Genomic DNA, 21,212 nt, shown 5'->3' on the forward strand with positions numbered 1-21,212 from the left:
TATACTTTAACGCGTCATTGTAAATTCAAAAGAAATGTAAAGGTCAATAAGGAGGAAGATCATGGAACAACAAGAAAAGAAAGGGTTGACAATGCGCATTCTCGACTGGATTGAGCGCGTCGGGAACAAATTGCCTCACCCTGTCACATTGTTCGCAATATTTGCACTCATGGTTGTCGTCGCTTCCTGGATCTTCTCCACGATGAATGTGGAAGTCGAAGACCCAGCAACCGGCGAAACGTTACAAGTCGTCAACTTGCTATCCAGTGACGGCATTCAATACATGTTTGAAAGCATGGTAGAAAACTTCGTAGGCTTCGCGCCGCTCGGTACCGTCCTTGTTACGATGCTTGGTATCGGAATTGCCGAACGCTCAGGGCTGATCAGTGCGATGCTCCGTGGTCTCGTTACATCCGTACCACGTTCACTGATGACAGCAGCACTCGTCTTCGGTGGTATCATGTCCAGTATGGCTGCTGATGCCGGTTATGTTGTTTTGACACCACTCGGAGCGGTTCTATTTGCTGGTCTTGGCCGTCACCCACTTGCAGGTCTTGCTGCAGCATTCGCGGGTGTCTCCGCAGGTTTCAGTGCCAACTTGCTCCTCACATCGTTGGATCCATTGCTTGGTGACTTGACCATTCAAGCCGCAGCGACCATTGATCCTGCGTATGCCGATACAATCCTTTATACGATGAACTACTACTTCATGATTGTATCTGTATTTGTGCTGACTATTGTCGGTACACTTGTTACAGACAAGATTGTCGAGCCACGCCTTGGTGAATACAAAGGTGGCGTTAAAGAAGAAGTCGATTATATTTCTCCTATTGAGAAAAAGGGAATGATCGGTGCCCTTATCGCTTTTCTCGTAACGATTGGTCTTATGGCTTTGTTGGTCGTACCTACATGGGGACCATTGCGTGACCCTGATGATTTCTTAGCTTCTCCATTTTTCCATAGTTTAGTGCCCGTGATCCTCATCATGTTCTTCGTGCCCGGCTATGTTTATGGTAAAATCACGGAAGAAATTAAGAATGACAAAGATGTAGCAAACCAAATGTCTGAAACGATGGCGAGTATGGGCATTTACATTGTCCTTGCGTTTACAGCCGGTCAGTTTGTTGCATACTTCAATCATACGAATCTCGGAAAAGTAATTGCCGTGAGCGGTGCAGAATTCCTTGATTCTGTAGGGTTCACAGGAATCGGATTGATCATTGCATTCATTTTTGTCGCTGGTTTCATCAATTTGTTCATCGGAAGTTCATCCGCCAAATGGGCGATCATGGCTCCGGTCTTCGTTCCATTGATGATGCAGCTCGGCTATTCTCCAGAGTTAACCACACTTGCTTACAGAATTGCCGACTCCACGACAAACATTATTTCACCATTGATGCCTTACTTTGCGATTGTCATCGCATTTGCACAGAAATACGATAAGAAGGTCGGAATCGGTACATTGATCTCTACAATGCTTCCGTACTCTGTCATCTTCTCTATTGTCTGGATCATCATGCTGTTGATTTGGATGCTTACAGGCGCACCAATTGGTCCTGGAGCAGGATTCGAATACAATGGATAATCCATCATAAAAGAAAGCGTCCGGATTTCATTTCCGGACGCTTTTTTATATCTAAATCCTGACTTTATGGGCCATGATCATTAAACTTTTCAAACGATCGACCGTTTCAGAGATCCCCACCTTTGAGGTATCAATCACTACATTTGCACCGGCTCGCAATTTTGGCAGCACATGAGTGAAACTTTCTATGATTGCTCTTCTCTCATCTGGATGCTTTCCGTAAGGATTTGCCTCTCTTTTATTCACACGATCAAGCATAACAGCCAAAGGTGCTTCAAAAAGGACGACAGCATCGAAGGATTTATAAAATTTTCCTTGATTCGAATAACACCCTGAGAGAATTAAATGAGGGTACTTTCTTCTCTCGATGAGATGTGAGATTTTTTCTTCATCCCACACGGTTTCTTCCCCTTCTTTTACAGCTATTTTCTTGGTGTAGCCACGGTCATCGGTATCGACCACATCGTAGCCTTCCTTCTTCAATCTTTGCAGTACGCTTGTTTTCCCCACACCAGATAACCCTGTAATAAAAATAACTCCCACACTACCACCGACCTTTTAGAAAAATTTGCTCAAAGAGACTCTCATCCCCGGCCCGTCTTAAAGAACTCATGAATAACACGGGTCAAAATCTGCGGCAGTTTTTCAAAGCTGTATGATAATTCCAGGCGTTCCGTCCACTGATGTGGATCTCTCCCTAAAGGTCCGATATTGATGATCGGCATTGTGATCGATTCCATCACTTCTGTCGGCCACTCAAAACCATTGCCGTGAATCGGCATCTGCTTCGTCAAATCAGATAGAGAAGACGTGGAAGATGTCGGACCGATAAAACTCAAGTCGCTCAACCCTGTGAAATACTCCACCACTTCAAGCTCTTCTCCGAACTTTTCCCTGGCATAATCGATTGCGGTTTTGGCCCCATTCTGAATGAAAGGATCATCATTCGAGGACACCGCCGGATAAAAAGGTGGACTGTAAAAAAGAACGATCATCGGGCTGATATCCTTGCATATGGACGCAAGACTTTGAACAAGTGTTGTAGAGAAATCACGATCGCCCTGGTCCCTCAAATTGACTAACCGGTTCTGCCGGCGATCGACTTCCATTTTCCCGTAGCGTGCGACCGCTTCCTTGTACAACTGATCATAGGTCAGGATGGTGATATCCGGATGAAAAGCGGATGTCTGGGTTCCTTCCAAATAAAAAGATGCCTGATGGTGGTAATGATTGATGATTTTCGCTTTTGCCCGCTGCGCCGCCTGTAATAGTTTTTCATTCAGTTCTGTAATTGACTGCTTCATATAGAGGACATTGTACATCGCGACCGCTGCCTGAGGGGTCTGCACCGAATACTCAAATTTTAAGTCGCGCTGCATCAGACTGAGCGGGGGCGGTGTCCGCTCTCCTCCGACCTTTTCAATAAAGGCTTCGTTCAGTTCCATTTCCTGTGCTAAGTAGCTGACCATCAGGTTGGCATTTAAACCTCCGAACGGTTCACCGGCGTGCGTTTCTTTTCCGTAACATAAAAAGCCCGGCAGCGTCTTTCCAATGGAACCTGTGTATAAATAATAAGCAGGATCGCCGGGATATTTGCTGAACATCGGTTCGCCATTCAGAGCCGCTTTATATTCAAGGTCCTCCTTATCCCGAATCTCGGCAAGGGCTGGAAGAGCAGCCAGCATACCTTCCGAGTTCACTTCTTCATCAGGGACAGCGACTAAAAGTAAATTCCCGTCAAATTCCCCTGCCATCGCTTTTTCCAAAAGAGATAAGTGGACGGTAAGACCTGCTTTCATATCCATCGTTCCTCGCCCGAAGAGCCAATTCCCTGACTCCAGATCTCGGGCTGCTTCTTTCGGCAGATCTTCTACATTCTTATGTAGCTCTTGAGTGAGCTCACGCGGATAGAAAGCAAGATTCTGATAGGAACCGTAATCTTCAATCCCCACAACATCGACGTGGGAAATCAATACGAGCGTCTCCTTGGCCTCGTCTTTTTTTACTAAAGCTGTCAGTAATTGACGCCCATCGTCCAGCGGATGCAAGTTGAGGTGGCCCGGCCGTTTTTTATAATAATCGCGATCTTCCAAAATATAATATAAGTATTCGATGATTGCGATTTCTTCATTACTGTTCGTTATGCTGGGATATTCTACCAAAGAACATAAGAGATCGGTCAACTGCTCTTTCGTCTGCCAAACTGTCATGGGGTCACACTCCTTATTGACTTTTGCTGGATTATCAAACACAATCAAACTCATAAGCTACTTGGAAGAGGTGAACGTCACGATGAAAACCCTTATTTACGCTCATCGAGGAGCGAGTAAGCTCGCTCCGGAAAATACGATGCCTGCTTTTGAACTGGCGCGTGCAGCCGGAGCTGACGGAATCGAGACCGATGTGCAGCTTACCAAAGACCAAATCCCCGTCCTCATCCATGATGAAAATCTGAGACGCACCACCAACGGCACAGGGTTCGTACAAGACTATACATATGCTCAGTTGCGTCTGCTTGATGCAGGAAGCTGGTTTTCTCCTAAATTTTCTGACACTTATATTGTAACACTGGACGAGTTTCTTCGCTGGTTTCGAGACCAGCCTATGTTCTTAAATGTCGAACTGAAAACGAACGTCATTGCCTACAAAAACATCGAACGGATTGTCTATGAATCTCTAAAGAGATACCACGTTCTTGAGCGGACGGTTATTTCCAGCTTCAATGTCGATTCTCTCAAACGCATGAAAGAAATCAACCCCTCAATTCAGACGGCATTTTTGACATCGACGAAAATGCGGAACCTCCCTCAATACGCGAAATCCGAAGGGTGTGATGCCTTGCATGTGAAACACCGCCTGCTGGATAAAAAGCTCGTGAAACGCTGCCACAAACAAAATCTTGAACTCCGCATTTATACGGTCAACCGCCCTTCCATGATGAAAAAGTGTTACAGCCTGGGTGTAAACGGAATTTTCACAGATGTTCCTCATCAGGCCATCGAGTATCGTGATCTTTTTCGAAAACGGAAAAATCGATAATATGTTTTGGGTATTTGTTGGACTCATGCTTGTATGGACCATCATGCTCACGGACTTCCTTTTGGGGATTAGAAAAATTCCAAAGCTCGAACATACCGTTCCTTCTCAAACGTCCGAGCTCATCTCTGTGATCATCGCAGCTAAAGACGAAGAAGACTCTATTCACGAAACGTTGCACACCCTTGCGAACCAGAAAAACGTGGAAATTGAAATCATCGCTGTGAACGACCGCTCCAATGATCGAACGGGTGAAATCATCGATGAAGCAGCTGCCCTGCACTCTTCCATTCGAACCGTTCATATCAATCACCTGCCAGAAGGATGGCTTGGGAAAAATCATGCTCTGAAAAAAGGCGCCGAGCTTGCCGCTGGCGCTTATTTGCTTTTTACAGACGCAGACATTCAATTTGAAGAACAGACTCTCGCTAAGGCGTTGACACTCATGAAAGCAGAAGAACTCGATCACCTTACAGCAGCACCAGATCTGAAAGCCCGATCCTTTGCGTTACGCGGCTTAATTTCCTACTTCTTGTTTGGTTTCGGTTATTTAAAACGCCCATGGACAGCCAACCAGAAGAAGCCTAGAGGTGGGATGGGGATTGGAGCTTTCCAAATGATGAATAAATCCTGTTATCAAAAGATCGGGGGCCATGAGGCGGTGCGCTTTCGCCCTGATGATGATCTTGCCCTCGGGCAGAAGATTAAGGCGGCTGGATTCAGTCAAAAACTCGTAACAGCCAAGCAACTTCTTTCTGTCGAATGGTATCCTGACTTCAAGTCCGCTCTTCAGGGTTTTGAAAAAAATGCTTTTGCTGGATTGAATTATTCCATTTCCCTCTCCTTGTTTGCACTTCTCGGTGTCCTAATTTCGCAAGTGCTTCCGTTCATTTTCGTCTTCTTCGGTAGTCCTTCCGTTCAAATCATTAGCGCAATCAACATCCTTTTGTTATTTTGTTTATATGGTTTAACCACCCGTTCTTTCACGAACTATCCATGGTGGATGATTTTCGGTCTGCCGATTTTCGCTCTTTTGTTTGTTTTCATGCTTGCTAGAGCGCTTATCCTGACATGGATACGTGGAGGAATTGAATGGCGTGGCAACCAGTATTCGATCAAAGAATTGAAACAATTTTTCCGTAACTCGGAGGAGGATCATCGTTGAAACATAAATTATTTGAACCTTATACAGTAAAAGACGTCACGTTAAAAAACCGTATCGTCATGTCTCCGATGTGTATGTATTCATCGGACAATCAGGACGGCTATGCTCAGCCCTTTCACCTTACCCATTACGAAAGCCGCTCGGCTGGACAAGTCGGACTGATCATTACAGAAGCGACCGCCGTTTTACCTGAAGGTCGTATTTCACATGAAGACCTTGGCATTTGGAGCGATGAACACATCGAAGGATTACAAAAAATCAATGAAGGTATTCACCGCCACGGGGCTAAAGCTGGCATTCAACTGGCCCATGCCGGGCGTAAAGCCAACTTACGGGATGAAATTTTCGCCCCGAGTGCTGAAGCTTTCAGTGCATCCATGAAGGTGCCGACAGAAATGACGAATGAAGACATCCAACGTACAGTGGAAGCTTTCCGCGAGGGGACTCGCCGATCTAAAGAAGCCGGTTTTGATGTGATTGAACTTCACGCAGCCCACGGGTATTTGATCAACCAATTCCTCTCCCCTCTTACGAACAAGCGGGACGATGAATATGGAGGCACCCGTGAAAACCGTTACCGCTTCCTGCGTGAAGCGATCGAGGCCGTTAAGCATGAATGGAATGGACCATTGTTCGTCAGAATCTCCGGAGAAGAATATCATGAAGATGGAAACACGATGGACGACTTTATATACTTTGCCCGTGAGATGAAGTCTCAAGGTGTAGATCTCATTGACGTCAGCTCAGGTGGTGTCGTACCTGCTGCGATCGATCCTTACCCGGGATACCAGGTCACGTACTCCGAACAAATCAAACAAGGCGCCGGTATCGACACGGGGGCTGTCGGTTTGATCACAAGTGGAAATCAAGCGGAAGAAATTTTGCAAAATGAACGGGCCGACTTGATTTTCCTGGCCCGGGCTCTCTTGAGAAACCCTTACTGGCCAAAAGAAGCAGCTGATGAACTCGGCTACTCATTAGAAGGGCCAAGACAATACACACGTGCTTGGTAAACACCATTGAACTGCCGGAAACGCATCCGGCAGTTTTTTTATGGCTTTTCAAGTGTGTTCTCCCCCTTCTGGTGGTATCATGATAAGTGTAGGAGAGTGTTGGCAATGGAACTATTTTTTTTAGGTACGGGATCTGGTGTCCCATCAAAAGAAAGAAATGTCTCCTCCCTTGTCCTCCGCCTTCTTGAAGAGCGTGGAACGACATGGGTCTTTGACTGTGGAGAAGGCACACAACAGCAAATATTGAATACAAACATACGTCCGCGACGAATTGAAGTGATTTTTATCACCCACCTTCATGGGGATCACATATACGGACTGCCCGGATTATTGAGCAGCCGTTCTTTCCAAGGTGGTGAAACCCCTGTAACCGTTTACGGGCCGCGCGGTTTAAAAGATTACATTGATATCAGTCTCGAATTGAGCGGAACTCACCTTCGCTATCCCCTTTACATTGAAGAAGTGGAAGAAGGAGAGCTTTTCGAAGACGAACAGTTCATCGTTGAAGCCGTCAAACTTGAACATGGACTTGAAAGCTATGGCTATATCCTTAAGGAAAAAGATCAACTTGGTGAACTACAGCCAGAAAAACTAAAGGCGCTGGGGGTCAAACCTGGACCTATCTATCAAAAGATTAAAAACCAACCACGGACGGTCCTGGAAGATGGAAGAGTTATTCGTAGGGAAGACGTCATTGGACCTGCTAAAAAGGGAAGAAAAGTCGCTATTTTGGGAGACACACGTTACCTTCCTCACCTTGAAGAGGTTTTGAAAGACAGCGATGTTCTCGTCCACGAAGCGACATTTGCTGGCGATGAAGAAAAGATGGCTTATGATTATTTTCATTCCACCGTCAAACAAGCCGCCACCCTTGCCGAAAAAGCGAATGTTGGCGAATTGATTCTTAATCATGTTTCTTCCAGGTACCAGGGTGATTCGGTGGAGGAGCTTCTGGAGGAAGCACAGAATATATTCCCGAACACCACCATCGCATACGATTTTTATCAACACCCCATTAAACGAATTTAACTAAGGAGGAGCTGTATGCACCCAACGGTGAAGCTACAAAAATCATGGTTCAAAGAGGGACATACGAAGAGCTATGCTTTCCGTAAAGAACAGCTTTTAAAAATGAAGAAGATGCTGACGACCTTTGAAAAACCGATCCTCAATGCTTTGAAATTCGATATGAATAAATCGGAATACGAAGCGTACGCATCAGAAATCGCTTTTTTGAAAAGTGAAATCGATCACCATGTGAAACAGTTAAAAACATGGATGCAGCCAACTAAAGTGAAGACACCACTCACCCATACAGGCTCAAAAAACTTCATTCGAAAAGAGCCCTATGGCACTGTACTGGTGATCGCTCCGTGGAACTACCCCGTCCAACTCGCCCTCGCTCCGGTGATCGGTGCGATTGCGGCAGGAAATACGGTCATCATTAAACCATCTGAACTTACACCGACGGTTTCGTGGGTACTGAAAAAAATGATTGAACAATACTTCCCCCCTCACTTTATTGCCGTGATTGAAGGCGATAAAGAGGTGACACAGAAGCTGCTTGAACAACCGCTTGATTATATTTTCTTCACCGGGAGCGTTCCGGTCGGAAAAATCATTATGGAAAAAGCGAGCAAACAGCTCATCCCTGTGACGCTGGAACTTGGTGGGAAAAGCCCGACGATCGTTCACAAAGATGCAAATATCGATCTTGCCGCCAAACGCATCGTCTGGGGCAAATTCACCAATGCAGGACAAACGTGTATTGCGCCTGATTACCTTTATGTCCACCATGAAGTAAAAGCGGATTTGATCCGTGCCATGAAGAAGTACATTCAGCAGTTTTACGGAGAGAATCCTTTGGACAATGAAGAGTACACCAAAATCGTAAACCAAACGCACTTTGAACGAGTATCTGCTTACCTCGATTCCGGAACGGTCGTCGTCGGTGGTTCTTTGGATGAATCCAAACACAAAATCGCGCCTACCATTCTCGATCAGGTGTCCTGGGAAGATCAAGTCATGAAAGATGAAATTTTCGGGCCTGTGCTGCCAGTCTTGACTTACCATGCACTCGATGAAGCCATTGATAAAATCAACAGCCGTCCAAAGCCTCTTGCCCTGTATTACTTTGGAGAAAACGAAGTCGAACAGCAGCGCATCCTCAACTCGATTTCTTTCGGCGGCGGATGCATCAACGATACCCTTTACCATATCATCAATCCACACCTTCCATTTGGCGGTGTCGGTGAGAGTGGCATGGGCAGCTACCATGGCAAGCGAAGCTTTGATACCTTCACGCACGAGAAAAGCATTACAAAACAAACGACCCGTTTCGATCAGAACTTCCGCTATCCCGGATCCCAGCTCGGCATGGCCGTGCTGAAAAAATTCTTCGGATAGTAAAAAGCGAGCATTGCGCTCGCTTTTTTCACGCGTTCCAGACTTCTTGCGCGCGTTCCAGACTTCTTGCGCGCGTTCCAGACTTCTTGCGCGCGTTCCAGACTTCTTGCGCGCGTTCCAGACTTCTTGCGCGCGTTCCAGACTTCTTGCGCGCGTTCCAGACTTCTTGCGCGCGTTCCAGACTTCTTGCGCGCGAAAAAGGACAGCGGCCGGGCCGCTGTCCTTTTTCTCTAGTCTTGTTGCTTTTTCAATGCTTCCTGTAACGATACATTCTTCAACTTTCGTTTAGATAGCCCGAGAGAGAGCCAATACGTAAGCATGATAACAATGAACCCAATCACGACCATCCACCACGCAACATCTGTCGGCATAAGAAAACCGGTCTCTTGAACGAGTGTGTTCATCGTTTGCTGCAAGCTCAAACTCGCGAGCGGGATTGAAACAAAGTAAGCGATCAGTACGATAGGGGTATACACACTCAAGACAAGTTTAGAGACTTCCTTGTCATGATAGCCCATCACTTTAAACAACGAAATCGAAGGTGAATTTTCCTCAACAATCAAGTTGGTGAGCAAAGTAAGAACAATCACTCCAATTAATACAGCAAACACGGCCATTCCGGCCACAGAAGCTCTAGTTGCGCCTGTCGTCGATTCAAAGCTGTCTATCGCCTTCTGCTTATCTTCTACCATATAAACATTTTCGCTATTTTCCGGAGACTTGTTTTGCCAGGTCCCTGTATAGGCTTCATCAGGGAAACCAAGGAAATCGTTCAATTTCTCGCGAGGAAGATACAGGTTATTCCCAATATACAGGTCGGCTACTGCAGCGACCTCCACCTGCATCGTATCCGAGTTCAAAGAGTTTTCGAGGTTAATTTCATCCCCTTCCCCTATCCCAAGTACGGCAGCTAGAGGAGCACTGATAATCGCTCCTTCTGAAAACTCGGATTGCAGACTTTCCCCTTCCGCACTCAATTGAATAAATTCGTTCTCTTTTTCCATACCGTATGCCGTAATTTTCACGTCTTCATCCACGACACCAAGTTCGTTCATTGTAAAAGGGCTTTGTTCTTCCTCCGTTTCTTCTGTCATCAACGATTGATAGTGGACAGCATAGTCGTATTTCAAAATTTCCTTATACGTCGTTTCTACGAGCTGGTCCATGCTATTAAACGTAATCAATCCAAACAATAATAAAACGGTAGAGAACATTACCCCGATAAAAATATAGACACTTCTCGCTTTGTTTCTCACCAATAACCTCAACCGGAACCTGCGAATAAAACCTCCTTTTTGCAAAAGTGGAAGTTTTTCAAGCCAGGATTTTTTCCCACTGGAGACCTCTTTAGGCCTCAGTAGTGTCAGTGGTTCTGTTCGTAACGTCCGACTGATGACGAAGGTCGTGAGTAAGATCAAAAGCAATAAAGGAAGGACAAATCCTATAACAAGAACAAAAGGATCCCAGTCAAACATGGAGAGGGCCGGTAAGTTAAAGTAGTTTGCATAAAGGTTCGAGAGCGGTACAGAAAGACCTGCACCCGCAGTTAAGCCACCGACGGTTCCTCCCAATCCAATGACCCAGGCATACCCTAAATAATGACGGACCAATTCTTTCTTACGGTAACCAAGGGCCATGAGCGTGCCGATTTCTTTTCTCTGCATTTCCATCCGTCGCTTCATGAGCATCAATACCATGGCAATCGAGAGGGCAAGAATGAACAGTGGTAATGTCGTGGTCATACCTTTGGCGCCTTCGATTTCTGTTTCCACAAAACCGATGCGAGGGTTATCGTCTGAATGGACGAATTGCAAAAGAGCAGTATCTTCACTTACCGCTTCCCTAAACCCATTAGGAACATCTCCATCTCCTGTCCATCCTAGAATTTCCGTCTGTCCATTTGGCCCGGAAAAACTTGTTCGGGAAACGACCGCGATCCCAAATTTTTCAGCATCCGCTAACAAATCTGTCATTTGCTCGATCATATAAATATAATCAGGTAAATAGACGAAGCCTGTAATTTCAAACTCACCATCACCGGTTGTAATGGTATCGCCCAGCTGATACTGATGTTTCTCCGCATACACTTTGGATACAGCCAGTTCTTGATCGCCTGTTGGTGCTTTCCCTTCAGCGATATAAGGGATATTAACAGATTCCGTAGTCGTAAACACACGTAACGTTGAATCATCCACCTCAAAATCAGCATACTTACGTTTCTCTAAAGTCACATTGTACTCATCTTCCCATAAAGAGAGCTGTTCATCTGTAACACTCCCACCAGCTACAAAATGAAAGCTTTCCTGTTTATAGTCCTCCGAAAATGTTTCATTTCTTGATTCCAGTGTCGTGATGGCCATGGATAAGGATACATAAAGCATAACAGCAAGTAAAAGAAGAACGGCCACCCCGGCATATTGAAATTTCTTTTCTTTCAAAGTCCTGTACACAGATTTCTTTAAAATCATGACCATGTCACCTTCTCTGGTTGAACAGGATTTTCGTTTTCATAGGAATCAACAATTTCACCGCTTTTCATTCGGATAACAGAATGAGCCATCTCACCGATTCCCTGGTTATGGGTGATAATTAAAACCGTCGTTCCGTACTGCTCATTGACGAACTTCAACAACTTCAAGATATTTTTCCCTGTCTCTTCATCGAGGGCACCTGTCGGTTCATCACAAAGTAAAATCTGCGGGTTCTTAATCAGTGCTCTCGCAATCGCGACACGCTGCTGTTCACCCCCGCTCAGTTGAGAAGGGAATTTATTTTTCTTATCCCACATTCCTACTTTTTCTAACGTATCTTTCATATCAAGCGGCTGCTGGCTCAATTCCCGCCCCACTTCAACATTTTCTTCGACGGTCAGTGTTGGAATTAAATTATACTGTTGAAAAATGAACCCTACGAAATTCCGTCGGTAATCCGTAAGTTGGCGATCCTTCAATTGATCAAGAACCGTGTCTCCTACTTTGATTGATCCTGAATCGTAACGGTCGATTCCCCCAATAACATTGAGCAGCGTGGATTTCCCTGACCCTGAAGGGCCAAGAATCGTTACGATTTTTTTATCTGGTACTTCTAATGACGCCTGGCGCAGCGCCTGAACTGTCACTTCTCCGCTCTGATACGCTTTATTGACTTGATTTGCGAAGATTGCCATATCATCATCTCCAATTAAAAGTTTTGTAATAAAATACATCATTTATTTCATTTTTAGTGTACCTCAATAAAAAGAGAAGTCAATAACTTTTTGAAATATTTATATGTATATATTTCATTATTTATCATCCTGTTCACTATTTTTATTGCAGATAATGGCTTGTGGAAGACTCGATTTCGAGACTTTTCGGGGTTCGTTTGTCGTGTTGAGCGTCAGGGGTGGCTGGGAAGCTACTCGCTTTCCTGTGGGGGAGTGGCAAGCTTCCTCGGACTTCGTCCTGCGGGATCTCGCCTATCTCCTTTCTCCCACGGGAGTCTCGCAGCTTCCCAACCACCCTTTTCCATGAAGGTGAGAAACGAACTCCTTTACTGTGGGAGGGTGCCTTCCACTATCCTGGTGTTATAAGCATAAAGCGCTCTATAACAAGCTTTTCGTATGCAGAATAGCGTCCTTAGGAGTTCATTCTCCTCCAATTACCATGGGCATAAAAGCTACTTATTCCGGAAGTGGTTTCAAGATACTTTTATGGCAAAAGGGCGGAGGGGAATGGCGAGACTCCTACCTTAAGTGTGCAGGCGCCTCGATCAGCGGCGTATGGACTGGACTGAGCTGGCGGAGATAAAGGAAACACGAAGAACGGAGTGATTCGATGTTGACTTATCGTACAGAAGCGAGGGAAGTCTCACTAGCCGCTAGGCGCCGGAACCGGATAACTAAGAGGAAAAAAGTGCTTGGTGAGACCCCGCAGAGCGAAGCTTGAGGAGGCTCACCGCGCTCCCGCGGAAAGCGAGCCATTCCCCGCAGCCCCCATCCACTCAACAAATGTCTCGAAACTGAGTCTTCCACAAACGGGAGCTTTAACGAAAGAAAACCCAGGCAAGCGCAAGGCTTTGCCTGGGTTCTCTATTAGAAAGATGGAAGGTTGTCCAAGTTGTTGGATTGAATGCCATCTGGTTCACTGCGCAGATGGTCTTCTCCATCTTTGCCTCGAATGAGGTTCACGTGTTCCAGTTCACCACTGTGCGCCATTTCATGTGCTCGCTTATAATCGATCACTTGTCCTGACGACAGTTGCATTTCAACAATGCTACCTTGCCCGTTTTTTCTAACGGCGACAATTCGTTCTGGCATCATTCTCAACCTCCTCAAGAATTATTTTGTCCAAGAACCCAGATAATATGATCATCATTCCTGTGGAGATTATTGTATGTTTTAATAAAAAAGACAGCCAAAGAGGCTGCCTTTTCATCTTACATATCGTGAGAAGATTTTTGTTTTTGACGCGAATGCTGCCTGTTTTTCACTTTATGAGATCCTTGAGCCGGTTCCCCGTATGCTTGTTTCGGCCCTAGTGGTAAGTTCGGTTGTTCTTGCTGTTTTGGTCCCATGCGTCTACCCATCAAAATCCGCCTCCTTGATTATCTGCGTTTACGAGCTGCTTCAGGCCCCTCCAACGCGGTCGCACCCGGATAACTTAGGCGCTGATCACGGTCGGACTCCACTCTGCCGGATTTTTTCAACTTTTTCTCTTGTCGATCTCTACCCATTCTAGAACGCCTCCCTTCTCTTTTAGTATGGAAAAGAAAAGGGAGGCTATGCCTGGGAATCATTTTTTGAAATCGTCGAGAAAATCCTTTTGAAAGCTCGTATTCACCTGAGGGTTCGTAGGATTACTGAGGTTACGGAAAGGGTTTTTGCCGTATTTCTCAGTCAGATCATCAATCGTTTGATACAATTTTTCCTTGCTGGCATATTGTTCAAAATTAAAGAGATCAAGTTGTTGACTGACTTCTGATTTCTCCGCCAGGTCGCTCGCGGTAACGCCTAGCAGACGAACAGGCTGCTGATTCCAGTGGTCATCGAATAATTGCATCGCCACTTGAAAAAGATCTTCAGACGAATGGATGAATTCCTGCAGCTGCCGACTACGAGTCACTGTTTTACGATCATGATAACGAATCGTCAACTGCACATTTCTCGCAAGAACCTTTTTATTTTTCATCCGACCTTCCACTTTATTGGAAAGTCTGCGAATGACCGTTTGTACCTCCGTGTCATCCGTCGTATCCTGGGGAAGCGTTGTTGATGTGCCGATACTTTTAAATTCATGAACAGCCTCAGGGTCAACAGGCCGATCATCCATTCCATTCGCTCTATTTTTTAGTCGCTCTCCATTGATTCCAAGAACACCCTTCAACTCAAGGACAGGGTGTTTGGCTAAATCCCCAATGGTTTCTATGCCGACTTTCCTTAATTTCTCTGCTGTTTTCGACCCGACTCCGTACATTTCTTCTATCGGTAAAGGCCATAATTTTGTTTCAAGATCTCTTTTCCGTAAGATCGTGATTCCCATAGGCTTTTTCATATCAGAAGCCATTTTTGCCAAAAATTTATTTGGAGCTACCCCGATACTGCATGGAAGATCGAGTTCTTCATTAATCCGCTGCTGGATACGTTCGGCTATTTCTGGAGGAGAACCTTGGTCCGCGCAGTCGGTAATATCCATATAACCCTCGTCTATGGAAACCGGCTGAACGAGCGGCGTCACATCAGCTAGAATTTTGAACATCTCTTTGGACGCTGTACGGTACCGTTCAAACGTCGGTCCCATGACAATGAGTTCAGGGCACAACCGTCTAGCCTCTCCTAAAGGCATCGTCGTTTTAACCCCGTACTTGCGGGCTTCATAACTGCTTGTGACAATAATCCCGCGTCTTTCTTCAGGGTTTCCTGCGATGGCAAGCGGCTTTCCTTTTAATGATGGATCAAAGGCTGCTTCCACAGACGCATAGAAACTGTTCATATCGACATGAAAAATGACGCGTCCTTTTTTTGGATACCATTTGGACTGCATAACGTTCTTCCTCCATTGGAACATTTGTTCTCTATTATATCATGATATGCCTCGTTATTGTTCATCTACGCTTCATTTATTGTTTGTCTAATACATAAAACTCATAATCATGTTATTGAACTAACTGGCAGGATTGTGGAAGACTCAGTTTTGAGATGTTTTCGGGGTTCGTTGCCATGTTGAGCGTCAGGAGTGGCTTGGAAGCAACTCGCTTTCCTGTGGGGGAGCGCCGAGCTTCCTCGGACTTCGTCCTGCGGGATCTCGCCTATCTCCTTTCTCCCACGGGAGTCTCGCAGCTTCCCAACCACCCCATTCCATGGATGTGAGAAACGAACCCACATACACAGTAGGAGCATCTTCCAAAACAACAGCTTTCTAGTTGAAAAGGGTTCTAAAGCAAGCTTCAGAATACATGTGTCCAGTTTCAAGAGTGAATCCATTAACTTTTATAAACCTCGAAAGCTGCTTATTTTGGGAGTAGTTTCGAGACACTTATATGGTAAAGGGGCGGAGGGAAACGGTGAGACTCCTATGGGACGTGTGGGACAGGTGAGACCCCGCAGAGCGAAGCTCGAGGAGGCTCACCGCCCGCCCCATGGAAAGCGAACCTTTTCCCGCAGCCCCTAAACGCACACAAAAGTCTCGAAACTGAGTCTTCAAGAAAAGGGAGCTTATGTGGAAGACTGTAATTTAGATCATAAAAAAAGACTCCCTGAAAATTCAGGGAGTCTTGGCTTGTTATTGTGCGACTTCTTCCACGATCGCTGTTACGAACTCTGTGATTTTCTCAAGTTCGCTTACTGGCATGCGCTCGTTGGTTGTATGAATCTCTTCGTAACCTACACTCAAGTTGACTGTAGGTACGCCGTGGCCTGCGATGACGTTGGCATCACTTCCACCGCCACTTGTCAGCAGTTCACTTTCGCGGCCGATGCGTTTCGCAGCAGAACGTGCGACTTCAACGACCTGGTCTCCGGCTTGCTGTTTGTAGCCAGGGTACATGACTTCCACATCGAGTTCGACTTCGCCACCCATTTCCTCCGCTGTTTCTTGGAACGCTCGCTTCATCTTCTCCACTTGCGCTTCCATTTTTTCAGGGTCTAAGGAACGGGCTTCGGCTAGGACTTCTACGTGGTCACAAACGATATTCGTTTTTTGACCACCTTCGAAGCGTCCGATGTTCGCTGTCGTTTCGTCATCGATACGTCCAAGCGGCATTTTAGCAATCGCGCGGGAAGCCAGTGTGATTGCCGAAATTCCTTTTTCAGGGGCAACTCCTGCATGAGCTGTCTTCCCTTTGACGATCGCATTGATTTTTGCCTGGGTAGGAGCAGCTACAATAATATTTCCGACTTGACCATCACTATCGAGTGCATACCCGTATTTCGCTTTGAGCATGGAAGCATCAAGAGCTTTCGCGCCGACAAGGCCGCTTTCTTCTCCTACGGTGATGACGAACTGCAGGTCTCCATGCTCGATATTTTGTTCCTGAAGAGAACGGATCGCTTCAAGAATGGCAGCGACGCCTGCTTTGTCATCCGCTCCAAGGATTGTCGTACCATCTGTTACGATATACCCGTCTTCTACAGAAGGTTTAACGCCGTTCCCTGGGACCACTGTATCCATGTGGGAAGTGAAATAAATCGGCTCTGCGTCCTTTTTAGAACCTTCTAAATTGCAGATCAGGTTGTTTGCCCCGTGACCAGTAATCGAGGCAGCATCATCTTCAAGCACTTCCAAACCTAAGTCCTCGAATTTCTTTTTTAATACTTTAGCGATCTCAGCTTCCTGCGTTGTTTCTGAGTCGATTTGTACCAACTCGAAGAACTCTTCCAGCAAGCGTTCTTTGTTAATGGCTACCATATATGTCTTCCTCCTTCATATGTAAACACATTCCTCTTAGTACGTTAGCGGAACTGGAGGACGGTGTCAATTATAGAGGGATGTTGCCGTGCTTTTTATACGGGCGTTCTTCGTGTTTATTCTTCAGCATATCCAGAGCTTTGATCAGTGTTGACCGTGTTTCTCTTGGATCAATGACATCATCGATCATCCCGAGTCCTGCGGCTACGTATGGATTTGCGAATCGTTCTCTGTATTCATTGATTTTATTTTGCCGCGTTTCTTCTGGTGTATCACTTTCTCTGATTTCTTTGGCAAAAATGATATTTGCCGCGCCTTCAGGACCCATCACGGCAATTTCCGCATTTGGCCAGGCATAGACGAGATCGGCCCCGATCGATTTACTGTTCAAAGCGACATAGGCTCCACCATAAGCCTTTCTCGTAATGACCGTCAGTTTCGGAACGGTGGCTTCGGAATATGCGTATAAAATTTTGGCTCCGTGGCGGATGATTCCCCCATGTTCCTGTTTGATGCCCGGGAAGAATCCGGTCACATCTTCAAATGTAATGAGAGGGATATTAAAAGAATCACACGTACGAATGAAACGGGCAGCTTTATCACTAGAGTCGATATCAAGGCCACCAGCCATATATTTCGGCTGATTACAAACAAGTCCCACGGTCTTCCCTTGCAGACGCGCAAATCCGACGACGATATTTTTAGCAAAGTCCTTATGAATTTCGAAAAAGGAGTCCTCATCAACGAACTCATCGATAACGATCCGTACATCATAAGGACGGATCGGATCGAAAGGAATTTTATCCGTAATGTCAGCTCTGAAGTCATCATCAAACTCCACTTCAACTTCAGGGGTTAGTTCTTCATTGTTTTGCGGCAGGTAACTAACAAGATCCCGGACCGCATCCAGAGCAGAAGCTTCATCAGAGGTTTTCAAGTGAGCATTCCCGCTCAAGGAATTATGAACACCAGCGCCACCAAGGTCCTCTGCAGAAATTTGCTCACCAGTCACTGTTTCAATGACTTTCGGGCCGGTAATAAACATTTGCGATGTTTTTTCTACCATGATGACGAAATCAGTGATTGCTGGAGAATAGACAGCTCCGCCGGCGCAAGGACCCATAATGACCGATATTTGCGGAATGACCCCAGAATAAATGGAGTTGCGGTAAAAGACTTGTCCATACCCATCCAAGGAAGATACACCTTCCTGGATGCGTGCCCCTCCAGAATCGTTCAAGCCAATAAAAGGGGTTCCATTTTTCGCAGCAAGATCCATGACAGCGGCAATCTTTTTCGCATGCATTTCCCCTAAGGCTCCACCGTAAACCGTGAAGTCCTGAGCGAACAAATACACATCACGCCCATGAATTTTACCAAAACCTGTCACGACCCCTTCACCCGGCGCTGACTTGCCGTCCATCCCAAAGGCATCATGACGATGTTCAATAAATGGATTCAGCTCAATGAAAGACTCCTCATCCAACAGGTGTTCGATGCGTTCCCTCGCTGTCCATTTCCCTTTATCATGCTGCTTGTCAATCCGTTCATCTCCGCCTCCTAATTCAACTTGGCGGCGCTTATCATATAATTCATTGATTTTATCAAAAATGTCCATCGTTATTCCTCCTCTCCATGCTGACATAGTTCAAACAGGACACCATTCGCTGCTTTCGGATGCAAAAAGGCGATCCGGCTGTCATGAGCGCCTCGTTTCGGCTGTTCATGTATAAGACGTACGCCTTGTTCTTTATACTGCTCCAAACGTTTTGTGAGATCGTCCACTTCCAATGCGATATGGTGGACACCTTCTCCTTTTTTCGTCAAAAACGATTGGATCGGGGAGTCATCACTCAGAGGCTCTAATAACTCGAACATCGTTTCACCGATTTTAAGAAAAGCCACGCGGACTTGTTCTGATTCCACGACTTCTACAGCTTCAAGCTCTAAGTGAAGGTTATGCTGGTAAAATGGTAAGGCTGCATCAATGCTTTCCACAGCGATTCCGATATGGGCGATGCGTTTCGGTGCTTCTATCGTTTCCTTATTAAGAAGCTGCTTGATATATACAGCGATTGCATCTGTCGGTGACCCGCTGGTAAAGATTTTGTTGACCCCTTTTTCCTCAAGAAAAGGAATATCTTCTGCAGGTATGACACCGCCCCCGACGACTGGAATATCCGATGCTCCCTGCTCTTCCAGTGCTTGGACCACTTTAGGAAACAATGATTTGTGAGCACCGGAAAGAGAGGAAAGTCCGACGACATCCACGTCTTCCTGAATGGCCGCTCTGGCAATTTGCACAGCCGACTGCCGCAGGCCTGTATAGATGACTTCCATTCCATGGTCTCTGAGTGCCTGAGCGATAATTAAAGCTCCTCTGTCATGTCCATCTAACCCTGGTTTCGCTATAAGTACACGTATTGGTTTCATCCTCATCATCCCTTCCTACATTCCGGTATATTCTCCAAATTCCTCTCTTAAAACGTTCGCGATTTCCCCGACTGTGGCATAAACTTTAACCGCCGCCACAATATGAGGCATGACATTCTCCGTTCCTTGCGCCGCTTCCCTAAGATTCTTAAGGCACTGGTCGACAGATTCCTGATCGCGGGAAGATCTCACTTCCTGTGTTTTCTGGATTTGTGCTTGTTCGAGCGCTTCATCCACGCGTAACAAGTCTGCATGTATCTCTTCTTCAAGTTTGTATTCATTCATGCCGACGACGATGTCCTCATTCGATTCGATTCGTTTTTGAGCATCATAAGCAGCTTTATGAATTTCCCGCTGCATATACCCTTCCTCAACGGCCTGGACCGCTCCTCCGAATTCTTTGATGCGATCCAAGTAAGCATTGGCTTCTTTTTCGATCTGATCTGTAAGCGACTCTACGTAGTAAGAACCAGCCAGTGGATCGATTGTGTCCGCCACGCCACTTTCATTGGCTATGATCTGCTGAGTACGTAAAGCAATGCGTGCCGAATCTTCGGTAGGCAGAGCCAGAGCTTCATCACGGGAATTGGTATGCAGGCTTTGCGTTCCTCCCATGACAGCAGCAAGTGCTTGTAATGTGACACGCACAATATTGTTATCCGGCTGCTGAGCCGTCAGCGTACTTCCGCCTGTTTGTGTATGGAAACGGAGCTTCCAGCTTTTCGGGTTTTCTGCTCCATAATGTTCTTTCATGATTTTTGCCCACATGCGGCGAGCTGCCCGGAACTTGGCTGCTTCCTCAAAAAATTGATTGTGAGCATTGAAGAAGAAGGCAAGCCTTGGCGCAAACTGGTCGACTTCGAGTCCAGCTTCAATCGCCGCATCTACATAAGCCATGCCGTTCGCAATCGTAAAGGCGACTTCCTGCACAGCCGTAGAACCTGCTTCCCGGATGTGATAGCCGGAGATGCTGATGGTATTGAATTTCGGTAAATGTTCCTGACAGTACCCGAAAATATCTGTGATCAGCCTCATGGAAGGTTTCGGTGGATAGATATACGTACCTCGAGCGATATATTCTTTCAAAATGTCATTTTGAATCGTCCCTGTCAGTTTTTCAGGAGCCACTCCCTGTTTTTCTCCAACAGCGATGTACATCGCAAGCAGAATACTGGCCGGTGCGTTAATCGTCATTGATGTACTAACTTTATCGAGTGGAATCTGATCGAATAACTGCTCCATGTCCTTCAACGAATCAATGGCGACACCGACTTTCCCTACTTCCCCATCTGCCATCGGATCATCAGAGTCATAACCGATTTGTGTCGGCAGATCGAAAGCGACCGATAAACCGGTCTGCCCTTGTTTCAATAAATAGCGGAATCTTTCATTCGTTTCTTCCGCCGATCCGAATCCTGCATATTGACGCATCGTCCAATAGCGGCTTCGATACATGGTCGGCTGAATCCCTCTTGTATAAGGATATTGGCCTGGAAAGCCGATCTCCTCTATGTAGTCCTCATCCATCTGTTCCGGCGTGTATAATCGTTCGACCGGAATTTCGGAACTTGTATGAAACGCTTTTTTCCGTTCCGGAAAACGCTCCGTCGTTTTTTCTACATCTTTTTCCCATTTTTGCTTCGGGTGTTGGTCACTTGATGATGTGTTCATAAGAAAGGCCTCCTTATTCA

The 21,212-nt window shown here is 46.0% G+C and carries 18 protein-coding genes; 6 read left to right on the top strand and 12 right to left on the bottom strand.

Annotated features, from left to right (window positions below):
- Positions 1 to 61 precede the first annotated feature (61 nt).
- Positions 62 to 1,585: an AbgT family transporter gene (locus DYE48_RS03155; RefSeq protein ID WP_115822391.1), complete on the top strand. Its 1,524-nt coding sequence runs from the start codon at positions 62 to 64 to the stop codon at positions 1,583 to 1,585.
- 51 nt (positions 1,586 to 1,636) lie between these two features.
- On the opposite strand, the gene DYE48_RS03160 is transcribed toward DYE48_RS03155, so the two are convergent.
- A complete protein-coding gene (locus DYE48_RS03160; protein WP_115822392.1) occupies positions 1,637 to 2,128 on the bottom strand; it encodes an RNase adapter RapZ in 492 nt (163 codons plus the stop codon).
- A 41-nt stretch (positions 2,129 to 2,169) separates the two neighbouring features.
- The gene (locus DYE48_RS03165; RefSeq protein WP_115822393.1) at positions 2,170 to 3,795 is read right to left on the bottom strand and encodes a M20/M25/M40 family metallo-hydrolase; all 1,626 of its coding nucleotides are present in this window, start codon (positions 3,793 to 3,795) and stop codon (positions 2,170 to 2,172) included.
- Positions 3,796 to 3,877: 82 nt separating this feature from the next.
- Between DYE48_RS03165 and DYE48_RS03170 the strand changes: the two genes are divergently transcribed.
- The 5 genes from DYE48_RS03170 (at position 3,878) to DYE48_RS03190 (ending at position 9,205) form a co-directional block, all read left to right on the top strand.
- Entirely contained in the window at positions 3,878 to 4,624 is a 747-nt protein-coding gene (locus tag DYE48_RS03170; protein ID WP_115822628.1) for a glycerophosphodiester phosphodiesterase, read from the top strand.
- Position 4,625: 1 nt separating this feature from the next.
- Positions 4,626 to 5,786, top strand: a complete 1,161-nt coding sequence (locus tag DYE48_RS03175; RefSeq protein WP_167449434.1) for a glycosyltransferase family 2 protein — start codon at positions 4,626 to 4,628, stop codon at positions 5,784 to 5,786.
- On the top strand, positions 5,783 to 6,799 hold the full coding sequence (gene namA / locus DYE48_RS03180) for an NADPH dehydrogenase NamA (RefSeq protein WP_115822395.1): 1,017 nt from the start codon (positions 5,783 to 5,785) through the stop codon (positions 6,797 to 6,799). Before DYE48_RS03175 ends, namA begins: the two co-directional genes overlap by 4 nt.
- Before the next feature lie 105 nt (positions 6,800 to 6,904).
- Entirely contained in the window at positions 6,905 to 7,828 is a 924-nt protein-coding gene (gene rnz / locus DYE48_RS03185) for a ribonuclease Z (RefSeq protein ID WP_115822396.1), read from the top strand.
- A 15-nt stretch (positions 7,829 to 7,843) separates the two neighbouring features.
- Positions 7,844 to 9,205, top strand: a complete 1,362-nt coding sequence (locus tag DYE48_RS03190; RefSeq protein WP_115822397.1) for an aldehyde dehydrogenase — start codon at positions 7,844 to 7,846, stop codon at positions 9,203 to 9,205.
- Between the two features lie 230 nt (positions 9,206 to 9,435).
- Here DYE48_RS03190 and DYE48_RS03195 read toward each other — a convergent pair whose 3' ends face one another.
- The 10 genes from DYE48_RS03195 to DYE48_RS03245 form a co-directional block, all read right to left on the bottom strand.
- Positions 9,436 to 11,673, bottom strand: coding sequence for an ABC transporter permease (locus DYE48_RS03195; RefSeq protein WP_167449435.1), 2,238 nt, complete (start codon positions 11,671 to 11,673; stop codon positions 9,436 to 9,438).
- Positions 11,670 to 12,371, bottom strand: a complete 702-nt coding sequence (locus DYE48_RS03200) for an ABC transporter ATP-binding protein (protein ID WP_115822399.1) — start codon at positions 12,369 to 12,371, stop codon at positions 11,670 to 11,672. The genes DYE48_RS03195 and DYE48_RS03200 overlap by 4 nt, the downstream gene beginning before the upstream one ends.
- 906 nt (positions 12,372 to 13,277) lie before the next feature.
- Entirely contained in the window at positions 13,278 to 13,502 is a 225-nt protein-coding gene (locus DYE48_RS03205) for a DUF3892 domain-containing protein (protein WP_115822629.1), read from the bottom strand.
- Positions 13,503 to 13,621: 119 nt separating this feature from the next.
- A complete protein-coding gene (locus tag DYE48_RS03210; protein ID WP_089651800.1) occupies positions 13,622 to 13,771 on the bottom strand; it encodes a small acid-soluble spore protein P in 150 nt (49 codons plus the stop codon).
- Positions 13,772 to 13,789: 18 nt separating this feature from the next.
- Complete coding sequence (locus DYE48_RS03215) at positions 13,790 to 13,918, bottom strand: YpzI family protein (protein WP_115822401.1); 129 nt, start codon at positions 13,916 to 13,918, stop codon at positions 13,790 to 13,792.
- 59 nt (positions 13,919 to 13,977) lie between these two features.
- Positions 13,978 to 15,225 (bottom strand): DNA polymerase IV, encoded by a 1,248-nt coding sequence (locus tag DYE48_RS03220; protein WP_115822402.1) that lies wholly within the window; start codon positions 15,223 to 15,225, stop codon positions 13,978 to 13,980.
- Positions 15,226 to 15,963: 738 nt separating this feature from the next.
- Complete coding sequence (locus tag DYE48_RS03230; RefSeq protein ID WP_115822404.1) at positions 15,964 to 17,088, bottom strand: M20/M25/M40 family metallo-hydrolase; 1,125 nt, start codon at positions 17,086 to 17,088, stop codon at positions 15,964 to 15,966.
- Between the two features lie 70 nt (positions 17,089 to 17,158).
- Entirely contained in the window at positions 17,159 to 18,706 is a 1,548-nt protein-coding gene (locus DYE48_RS03235) for an acyl-CoA carboxylase subunit beta (protein ID WP_115822405.1), read from the bottom strand.
- 2 nt (positions 18,707 to 18,708) lie between these two features.
- Positions 18,709 to 19,521, bottom strand: coding sequence for a methylmalonyl-CoA epimerase (gene mce / locus DYE48_RS03240; RefSeq protein WP_115822630.1), 813 nt, complete (start codon positions 19,519 to 19,521; stop codon positions 18,709 to 18,711).
- Positions 19,522 to 19,536: 15 nt separating this feature from the next.
- Positions 19,537 to 21,192: an acyl-CoA mutase large subunit family protein gene (locus DYE48_RS03245; protein WP_115822406.1), complete on the bottom strand. Its 1,656-nt coding sequence runs from the start codon at positions 21,190 to 21,192 to the stop codon at positions 19,537 to 19,539.
- Positions 21,193 to 21,212: the final 20 nt, after the last annotated feature.

Origin of the sequence: Halobacillus trueperi (assembly GCF_003386945.1) — a bacterium.
Classification (GTDB): domain Bacteria; phylum Bacillota; class Bacilli; order Bacillales; family Halobacillaceae; genus Halobacillus; species Halobacillus aidingensis.

What these genes read in the sequence shown, in the direction of transcription:
- rnz (WP_115822396.1), top strand. Translation starts at nt 6,905, where the DNA reads ATGGAACTATTTTTTTTAGGTACGGGATCTGGTGTCCCATCAAAAGAA.
- DYE48_RS03220 (WP_115822402.1), bottom strand. Translation starts at nt 15,225, where the DNA reads ATGCAGTCCAAATGGTATCCAAAAAAAGGACGCGTCATTTTTCATGTC.
- mce (WP_115822630.1), bottom strand. Translation starts at nt 19,521, where the DNA reads ATGAAACCAATACGTGTACTTATAGCGAAACCAGGGTTAGATGGACAT.
- DYE48_RS03200 (WP_115822399.1), bottom strand. Translation starts at nt 12,371, where the DNA reads ATGGCAATCTTCGCAAATCAAGTCAATAAAGCGTATCAGAGCGGAGAA.
- DYE48_RS03215 (WP_115822401.1), bottom strand. Translation starts at nt 13,918, where the DNA reads ATGGGTAGAGATCGACAAGAGAAAAAGTTGAAAAAATCCGGCAGAGTG.
- DYE48_RS03210 (WP_089651800.1), bottom strand. Translation starts at nt 13,771, where the DNA reads ATGGGTAGACGCATGGGACCAAAACAGCAAGAACAACCGAACTTACCA.
- DYE48_RS03170 (WP_115822628.1), top strand. Translation starts at nt 3,878, where the DNA reads ATGAAAACCCTTATTTACGCTCATCGAGGAGCGAGTAAGCTCGCTCCG.
- DYE48_RS03195 (WP_167449435.1), bottom strand. Translation starts at nt 11,673, where the DNA reads ATGATTTTAAAGAAATCTGTGTACAGGACTTTGAAAGAAAAGAAATTT.
- DYE48_RS03155 (WP_115822391.1), top strand. Translation starts at nt 62, where the DNA reads ATGGAACAACAAGAAAAGAAAGGGTTGACAATGCGCATTCTCGACTGG.
- DYE48_RS03230 (WP_115822404.1), bottom strand. Translation starts at nt 17,088, where the DNA reads ATGGTAGCCATTAACAAAGAACGCTTGCTGGAAGAGTTCTTCGAGTTG.
- DYE48_RS03205 (WP_115822629.1), bottom strand. Translation starts at nt 13,502, where the DNA reads ATGCCAGAACGAATTGTCGCCGTTAGAAAAAACGGGCAAGGTAGCATT.
- DYE48_RS03235 (WP_115822405.1), bottom strand. Translation starts at nt 18,706, where the DNA reads ATGGACATTTTTGATAAAATCAATGAATTATATGATAAGCGCCGCCAA.
- DYE48_RS03175 (WP_167449434.1), top strand. Translation starts at nt 4,626, where the DNA reads ATGTTTTGGGTATTTGTTGGACTCATGCTTGTATGGACCATCATGCTC.
- DYE48_RS03190 (WP_115822397.1), top strand. Translation starts at nt 7,844, where the DNA reads ATGCACCCAACGGTGAAGCTACAAAAATCATGGTTCAAAGAGGGACAT.
- DYE48_RS03245 (WP_115822406.1), bottom strand. Translation starts at nt 21,192, where the DNA reads ATGAACACATCATCAAGTGACCAACACCCGAAGCAAAAATGGGAAAAA.
- DYE48_RS03165 (WP_115822393.1), bottom strand. Translation starts at nt 3,795, where the DNA reads ATGACAGTTTGGCAGACGAAAGAGCAGTTGACCGATCTCTTATGTTCT.